Annotated in this window: 5 protein-coding genes; 4 read left to right on the top strand and 1 reads right to left on the bottom strand. The window is 40.5% G+C overall.

Going from position 1 to position 5644, the window contains the following annotated elements:
• Positions 1 to 499: 499 nt before the first annotated feature.
• From H6G41_RS33990 to H6G41_RS34005, 4 genes are all read left to right on the top strand, one after another.
• Complete coding sequence (locus H6G41_RS33990; RefSeq protein WP_096576200.1) at positions 500 to 661, top strand: hypothetical protein; 162 nt, start codon at positions 500 to 502, stop codon at positions 659 to 661.
• 301 nt (positions 662 to 962) lie between these two features.
• Positions 963 to 2192 (top strand): hypothetical protein, encoded by a 1230-nt coding sequence (locus H6G41_RS33995; protein ID WP_190752744.1) that lies wholly within the window; start codon positions 963 to 965, stop codon positions 2190 to 2192.
• An 83-nt stretch (positions 2193 to 2275) separates the two neighbouring features.
• Positions 2276 to 3664 (top strand): replicative DNA helicase, encoded by a 1389-nt coding sequence (gene dnaB / locus H6G41_RS34000; RefSeq protein ID WP_190752746.1) that lies wholly within the window; start codon positions 2276 to 2278, stop codon positions 3662 to 3664.
• A 620-nt stretch (positions 3665 to 4284) separates the two neighbouring features.
• Positions 4285 to 4506, top strand: coding sequence for a hypothetical protein (locus H6G41_RS34005; RefSeq protein ID WP_190752748.1), 222 nt, complete (start codon positions 4285 to 4287; stop codon positions 4504 to 4506).
• A gap of 327 nt (positions 4507 to 4833) precedes the next feature.
• On the opposite strand, the gene H6G41_RS34010 is transcribed toward H6G41_RS34005, so the two are convergent.
• Positions 4834 to 5181, bottom strand: coding sequence for a hypothetical protein (locus tag H6G41_RS34010; RefSeq protein WP_190752750.1), 348 nt, complete (start codon positions 5179 to 5181; stop codon positions 4834 to 4836).
• Between the last annotated feature and the right edge of the window lie 463 nt (positions 5182 to 5644).

The following is a 5644-nucleotide window of genomic DNA, read 5'->3' on the forward strand; positions in this document are numbered from 1 at the left end:
TACCCTTAGACGAGCGCCCATATTTTTGGTCACCTCGGTAGATATCTTATCCGTATTTATTTATCTTTACATAGTTTGGTTTTTTCGCGCCAACCTACTTATTTCACCTCTATTTGATAGTGAGTTAATTGCTTATAAATTGCGTAAATTGAGCTGCATGAATCCTAATTGATGATGCAGACACGCACAATTATCGCGACCGCAGTTATTGAGCGAACGCAATGCAGATATTGCTGTGAATAGTTGAGTTGAATGTTGTCAAAACAGCGCTCGCAAGAGAGAGCAACCCTCAAAAGGAAATCGCCGAGAGCGTTTTGCGCTTGGGTCTTACTTGCGTCTGTCCTGATTTATTTGACGTATCGATAACTTTGACACTAATATACTAGAGGAAAGGTTCGGAACTTGTCAACCAGGTTATGAACTAATTAGAACCAGATGCTTTTTGACGAGTTTTGATGTTAACTGAAGGTGTCATAATATATCAGAACTTTTCTAATTAATGGCAACGTCTAAGGCGAAAGTGACTTTTACGTGCAGTCCTGAGTTAAAAGAAAAACTACAAGAATGGGCGGACAGTGAAAACCGAACGCTATCAAACTTAGTTGAGCTAATCGCCCAGCAAGCAGTAACAGATCATGAAAAAAAATCGAGCAAGAAGTGATATGACTAACACTGACCAACCAGACATCACAACCCAAAACGACATGAGGCAGGAGGGCGCAAACAATCAACAGATTTAGCGTTTCTCATACACAAATCCCCACTAGTAGGAGCTAGAGGGGATGCGTACCAGCGGAGACTGGATTTTTTATTAATTGTCTTGTCATAACGCGGGTAACTCCGAACTGAAAATGTCCTGCAAGACGTTTCGGAACCGCGATCGCATTTCTATAATAACTAGCTTTGCGGTCGCCATGCAAGGAGTTATCCGAAATCACTAGAAAATTTCGGAATGTTCCAAAATGAAATCTCAGAGCGCAGACAGTGCGATCGCTAATCAGGCATTAGCAGCATATAGAGCAACTCACGGCTACGAACCCTCATTCACCAAGCTTTACTGGTGTGTTGCAAACGAAGTGGGTGTTTGTGAGGCTTTGCTAATTCAAATTATTGAAAGTTGGTGTATTGCTAACGCTAAGAATAACAAGCGCGGATACTTCTACGATGAGGAGTGGTGGACTAGTGCTACTTACAGCACATGGGCAGAAAAATATCCAGCGCTGGGTACACAGAAAAGTATCCAAAAAAGGCTACTAGCCCTAGAAAAACTTGGCTATGTTATCTCTTGCCAGCCCAGGAGGAAAGAAGGTAATAGCGCCAAATTCTACCGCGTGGATGCTGTCAAAGTAGGGACGCTGATTCTTCATGATTTAACCATGGTCACTATTAGTGACGAGCCATTTTATACAGAACTACCCAATTATTTAACCGTGGTCACTAATAGTGACGAGCCATTTTATACAGAACTACCGATAGTCACTAATAGTGATGGGGTAGTCACTATTAGTGATGGGGTGGTCACTAATAGTGACGTAGTACCTCCTTTAAAGCCTGTCACAGAGCGGGTTTCAGCGCCTCTATTAGATCAATCAATTAAATTAACTCAATCGATCACTGGAGAGACAGAGAAAAAAGCACAAGAGAAGAGCAAAGAAACTGACCAAGACAAAGTAGTTCCAGATAATCACGACGTTGCTAACTTTAAAAAAGTCTCTGCAACTAATGAGAAATCCACTCATGAGGGCCAATATTCCGGCGCGGCGCGTGAGAATGATTCTCAAAGCTTATTTTTCAGTTCAGACCCAGTTAAAGAAGTCGATTTCCTGCTTTACTATCAGACCTACCAGCGAACGCAAGGCAAAAACATTAACAGCGTTGCTTCATACGTGACTACAGTGCTTTCTAAGCTTGATGAAGGGACTACAGAAGTACTTTGCTTATTCGAGCAATGGAAAGGGGCTTGCAGGACATTAAAGCGTAAGATTAACAACTTCGCTGATGACCCCGCAGAAGTAGAGAAACAGCGTCAGCGCTACGATTTTCCTGGTTGGGAGGCATGGAGGCACGATCATTACTACAATCTGCTTCTAAGTGAAGGACTATCTAAGTTCTGCAAGCATGAAGTTTCTGCCAAATGGTACCAATGGGCTAGTGCCAAGTTTCCTGAAAGATTTGTAGATATTCCCGATTGATAGAACGACAACCACAGCACTGTTCATCTGTGCTTGAGGTTCTACCTGTAAAAATTTAGACCTAATTTCCCTCAAAAATTCATATGTACGCCAGTGACGACAACGTAATTCCTTTTGCCACCACAGCCAACAAGCTACCACCACAGAGTATTGAATCTGAAGAAGCCATACTTGGGGGCATCTTGCTTGACCCCTTTGCCATAGAACGTGTCCGAGACATTTTGAAGCCGCATCACTTCTATCTGGGCGCTCATGGTCGAATTTACAACGCAGCCATTCGACTCAATGCCCAAGAATTGCCCACAGATTTGCTGATGGTCACGAACTATCTAGCTGATAATGGCTTATTAGAAATGATCGGCGGGCGAAACAAGCTAGCATCGCTAGTTGATAGGACTGTATCCGCAGTTAACATCGATGCGCTGGCATCTCTGGTTGTAGAAAAATGGAAGCGCCGAGAACTGGGTAGACTTGGAACCATTGCAATTGAGTTGCAGCACAAATCCAATGAAGAAACCCCCTTAGAGCAAGCCATAGAACAATTACAAGACTTTATTTATGAGTTGCAGCGCTCGTCTAATACTGCTGGAGCTAGCCATATTTCTGATGTAGTTGTGAATCTGTTTCAGGAGATTGAAGACCGCAGCCAAAGTAAGATTTTACCTGGCATTCCCACAGGCTTTTATGACCTGGATACTTTAACAACTGGATTTAATCGAAATGATTTAGTGATCGTTGCCGGTCGTCCGGCGATGGGTAAGTCTGCCTTTGCGGCTCAAATCGCTTTTTATTTAGCATCCACCTATCGAAATCCGGTTGTTGTGTTCAGCTTAGAGATGTCAAAGTTGCAGATTGCTATGCGAGCGCTTTCTAGTGTTGCTGGCATAGAAAGCGCTTTTTTGAAAACTGGGCGCATCTCAAACACACAATGGGAATCAATATCACAGGGTATCGGCACACTATCAGAACTACCTATTTACCTTGATGACCGCCCAGATCCGTCATTAACCTATATTGAGGCTGAGTGTCGTAAAATCATGGCACAAGAGCGCCGTGATTTGGGATTAATCGTCATAGATTATCTACAACTGATGGATGGCAACGGTGGGGCTAACAGAAACCATGAGATAGAAAAGCTCACACGCGGGCTGAAGCGTTTAGCGATGAAGTTGCAGACTCCAATATTGTGTTTATCGCAACTATCAAGAGCAGTGGAAACTCGTAGTAATAAACGCCCCCTGCTCTCAGATTTACGTGACAGCGGCGGAATTGAGCAGGACGCGGACAAAGTAATTATGTTATATCGTGATGAATATTACGACCCGAATACGGTAGAAAGAGGAGTTGCAGAGATTATCCTTGCTAAAAACCGCGACGGGGCTACAGGCACAATTAAGCTGCTGTTTGATGCACATTTTACAAAATTTAAGAATATGGTGCGAGCGCAGCCAGTACAAAGTGTTTGGGATTGATAAAGTATGGTCAGGGAAACATTTCTCTGACTATGCATGATGGAAATGTATGTTAATAGAAAGCTTGCAAGGACAGTTTTAGGATTTTTTTCACTAACAAAACGTTGACACACTCAGAGATATTCCATGCAAAAATAACTTTTTCAACTCAAGGTTATCTAATGAACAAGTTCATACTACTGATTCTGGTAATCAGCATCTACTGTTTCAGCGGCTAAGCCTGATGCCAACTTCCTAGACACAGCTTTGAGAGTTATGCTTCTGATTGAAAAAGTAGAACAATTGTGTGGGAAGAAGCCTGAGAAGCGATCGCAAGTTTATTAGCATCAGTTATCTATGAGCTTTACACAGGGATACCTACGGTATCCCTGTGTAAAGCTCATAAAAATTATATTCATGTGTAAAACCCAGTGCTAACTTCTGCTGCTAACACGGTTTTTAAATTTAAAGTATTGAATGAGAAAGGGCCACTTACTGTATTCAACAATAAACTTGACACTGCTTATATGTCAAGACTAACTAACAGCAAACACCCTCAGCAACTTGATGCGATCGCTTTTGCAAGGACAGTTTTAGGATTTTTTTCACTAACAAAACGTTGACACACTCAGAGAGATTCCATGCAGCAAATAACTTGTTCAACTCAAGGTTATCTAATGAACAAGTTCATACTACTGATTCTGGTAATCACCATCAGTTATTTTACAGCGGTTAAGCCTGATGCCAACTTCCTAGACACAGCTTTGAGAGTTATGCTTCTGATTGAAAAAGTAGAACAATGGTGTGGGAAGAAGCCTGAGAAGGAGAAAAAATCAAATAACTCAAGTAAAAAACATCTGTAGATAATCAACAGTGTCTTAGTCTATAACTGAGACACCGTTGTTATGTATAGCATTACTAGAGCGTGAGTCTATTAGAGGGCCAGCCTATCTGGCTCATGCCAATTAAGCAAAATTCATGAAGGCATTTCTTACTTTGGATATGAAAGCCTGACTGCAAAAGACTTTTGAGAGCCAATGCTGTGCATCGCTGTTGCCCGGTCGGGGCTATGCTTTGAATCATAAAGATAATAAGGATTTTTGGTCAAGTTGTTGATATGAAATAGCCTAGAAAGCTTATTTTACCGTTCCCAATTTTACTCTCCCCAAATGTTGAAGTGCCTTTTATGCCTAGCTTTCAGCATTATTGGTTTCCTTAGCAAGCAAAATTTCTCCATTGCTATACAAAGGCGACTCTTGTCTTTTCGCATTAATTGATGCAAAGTCTGTTGGATCATAACCAATATCGCCCACAAAACAGAATGAAAGGACAAGGCTAAAATTTTCCTGGTTTAATTGTTCTAAGTTTAGATTACTCGGAATCAACTTTTCAATATCATAAAGGAATTTATTCCACTCTCGTTGAGAGTGAACATCGGCACTTAGAGCCTGTTCTCTGCAAAAAATTTCAATGAGTTTCACATTTTGTTCTTTTTGTTCTTCAAAACAAGTCTCTATCTCAGCAAATACGCTACGCATAAAATTGGGATATCTTCCTGATAGAGATAAGCACGCAATGATTGTTGTTTTTACAACTTCTGATACTTCATATTTTTTCTGTTGTTTTAATCTGAACCAAATAATTTTAAGTATTTTGTAAATATTGATTAACCGCTTAACAGTTCTAGGTGACAGATCAACTTGTTGACAACAGTATTTTAAAGTATTGAATTCTTCCTTAGTAAATTTAACAATTTGAGATGGCAGTTCTTCGTCTTCCTTAGAAAAAACATCATTAGATTCAGCAGAAACAGATGTAACCTGATTATTGTCTTCAGTAATTTCACTATTGGAGCTAGTCTCCGACTGAAATGATAGAGAAAGTGTATTTGTTTGATTATTTGGTTCTTCAGTAGCTATTATGCCAAATTATTAGTTATAGCACTCATATAAACACAAAAAAAGCATCTTTATTTTGCCAAAAGCCTTATATGTATTGACA

The organism is Tolypothrix sp. FACHB-123, assembly GCF_014697075.1.
Taxonomy (GTDB): Bacteria; Cyanobacteriota; Cyanobacteriia; order Cyanobacteriales; family Nostocaceae; genus Aulosira.

Coding starts and splice junctions, on each gene's coding strand:
- H6G41_RS33990 (WP_096576200.1), top strand. CDS start 500: ATGGCAACGTCTAAGGCGAAAGTGACTTTTACGTGCAGTCCTGAGTTA.
- H6G41_RS33995 (WP_190752744.1), top strand. CDS start 963: ATGAAATCTCAGAGCGCAGACAGTGCGATCGCTAATCAGGCATTAGCA.
- H6G41_RS34005 (WP_190752748.1), top strand. CDS start 4,285: ATGCAGCAAATAACTTGTTCAACTCAAGGTTATCTAATGAACAAGTTC.
- dnaB (WP_190752746.1), top strand. CDS start 2,276: ATGTACGCCAGTGACGACAACGTAATTCCTTTTGCCACCACAGCCAAC.
- H6G41_RS34010 (WP_190752750.1), bottom strand. CDS start 5,181: ATGCGTAGCGTATTTGCTGAGATAGAGACTTGTTTTGAAGAACAAAAA.